This window comes from Stenotrophomonas sp. S39 (genome assembly GCF_016624665.1).
Lineage (GTDB): Bacteria > Pseudomonadota > Gammaproteobacteria > Xanthomonadales > Xanthomonadaceae > Stenotrophomonas.
Window position 1 is genome coordinate 1 of the sequence record NZ_JACVTT010000185.1, and the last position, 2,279, is coordinate 2,279.

At 72.0% G+C, this 2,279-nt stretch carries 2 protein-coding genes; both read right to left on the reverse strand.

Translation table 11 applies throughout. The features are described 5' to 3' along the window. Nucleotides 1–16 precede the first annotated feature (16 nt). Nucleotides 17–1,312, reverse strand: coding sequence for a heme biosynthesis HemY N-terminal domain-containing protein (locus tag IAE41_RS22170; protein ID WP_200734589.1), 1,296 nt, complete (start codon nucleotides 1,310–1,312; stop codon nucleotides 17–19). A gap of 6 nt (nucleotides 1,313–1,318) precedes the next feature. Next, nucleotides 1,319–2,279 (reverse strand): uroporphyrinogen-III C-methyltransferase (locus tag IAE41_RS22175; protein ID WP_234458973.1); only part of this gene is annotated, 961 nt, incomplete at its 5' end.

A 2,279-nucleotide genomic window follows, 5' to 3' on the forward strand; every position in this document is an offset into this window, starting at 1 on the left:
CACACCTCAGCCATGCTCACGGCACCCGCGGGTTGCCGAACTCGTCGCGCACATCGTTGGCGTCGTAGACCGGCGGCTGCGCGGCGGTGGGCAGCTCTTCCACCGTGTTGCGCAGCGGCGCATCGCTGGCATGCACCAGCGCCACGCTGTCCTCGCCACGCTGCAGGCGCAGCGCATTGGCCAGGCACTGCGCGGCCAGCGCGTGTTCGCCGCGCTGCGCAAACGCTTCACCCAGGGCCTCCCACGCCGGCGCACCGGCACCGGCGGCAATGGCTTCGTGCAGGAACGCATCGGCTGCGTCCCATTGCTGCTGCGCCAGGGCGATACGACCCTGCGCCAGCCGCAGCGCAGCCGAATGCTCATGCACGTTGCGCCAGCGCGCCAGGTTGGCCTGGCGGGTGGCCAGCCGCTCGGCAGGCAGGCGGCCATACAGCGCCACCAGTTCGTCATCCCAGCGATGGTCCAGCGCCTGCTCCAGCGCCAGCAACGCCGGCTCATCCCAATCCAGCGCCACCGCGCGGGTGGCATAGGCGGCCACCACGTCCGGAGTCGGCCGCAATGCTTTCGGCGTGGCTTCCCACTGCGCGGCCAGCGCGTTCACGTCACCGGCCTCCAGGAGGGCCTGCGCGGCCAGGCGGGCTTCCAGTTCGCTGCTGGCGTCGGCCGGCAGCACCTTGCTCTGCCGCAGCGCGCCCAGCTGGCCGTAGGCCTCGTGCGCGCGCCCGGCCTGCGCCAGCGCTTCGGTGCGCAGCCACAGGCCACGCGGCGGCAGCGGCTGGATCGCCGCCACGTCCAGCACGTTGATCGCATCCACCGGCAGGTCGCGGGCCAACAGCTGCTCGGCGCGCAGCAGCGCATGCAGCGTGGCATCGCTTTCACCCAGGCGCTGCAGCAGCGCCTCGCCGGATGCGGCATCGGCACGCGACTGCGCGCTCCGCACCGCATTGGCCAGCGCCACCGCACTCACTTCCGGGTCGGCGGCCGCGCCATCCAGCAGCTTTTCCGCACGCTGCCACTGGCCGTGCTCGTAAGCCTGCAGGCCGTCGATCAGGCGCACGCGGCCTTGCTTGCGGCGGTAGCGGCCCCAGGCGCGGAACGGTGCCGCCACCAGGCTCCACAGCAGCCACAGCACCAGCACGCCGATCACCGACAGCAGGGCCACCTTGGGCAGGTTGCTGTGGTAGTCGTAGCCGCCGTAGCGCAGGGTCACTTCGCCGTAGCGGTTCAGGTCATCGGTGCCAAGCCATTGCGCGGCCACCACGCCGATGGCCACGGCCAGCAGCAGTACGACCAGGGATTGCAGGGGTTTCATCGGGCGTTACCTCCGGTCGGTCTGGGAGCGCAGTTGTTGCAGGGTGCTGCCAAGCACGCTGCTTTCGGCCTGCAGCGGGGCCTTGCGCAAGGCCTGAAGTTCAGCATGTTGCGCGCGCAGGCCCGGTGAATCCGGCCAGCGGCGCTGCGCCCAGTGGGCCACGCGGTTCAGCGCGGCATCACGGCCGCTGCGGTCGCCACGCTCGATGGCCGCACGCGCCAGGGTCAGTTCCAACTGCAGCGCGTCATCGGCAGCGGCGCGTTCGGCCTGGGTCAGCGGGCCGTTCAAGCGGCTGGGGGTGATGTCCACGAAGGGCGCCAACGCGGATTGCCACCACGGCTTGGCAGCCGCCTCGGCCGGCGAGGGCGGCAGTTCGGAAGGCAGCCCCTGCAGCGACTGCGCCACCACATCCAGACGGTGCAGTGCCTGCGCCCGCGGGCCCGTGCCGAGCGCATCCAGCGCGTCGCGTTCCTGCACCAGCGCCTGGCGCAGGTTCAGGCCTTCGTTGTCGGGCAGTTCGGCCAGCGCGGTGGCGGCCTGCGCATACAGGCGGCGCGCGCCTTCCACATCGTCGGCAAAGGCCAGCCGTTGCGCGGCCTGGGTCAGCAGCAGCTCGGCCTCGTCGCGCTGCACGGCCTGGCGGCCCTGGTTGGCGCTCTCGGCCAGCCGGCCCAGGTTCTCTTCCAGCAGTGCGCTGCGCTGGGACAGGCCCAGCATTTCATCGCGCAGCACGCGGTTGGTGGCCGCCGCATCCTGCAGCCGCTGGCTGGTCGCGCGCTGGTCGCGGCGCAGTGCCTCGACGGTGGCCTGCAGCCCGGCCAGCTGCACGGCCGTGGTCTGCACCTGCGCTGCCCGGTCACTCTGCTGTTGCTGCCAGTAGTGCCAGCCGGCATAGCCACCGGCGCCCAGCACCACCAGCCCGGCAAGCGGCAGCAGCCAGCGCAGGGTGCGGCGGGAGGGGGCAGGT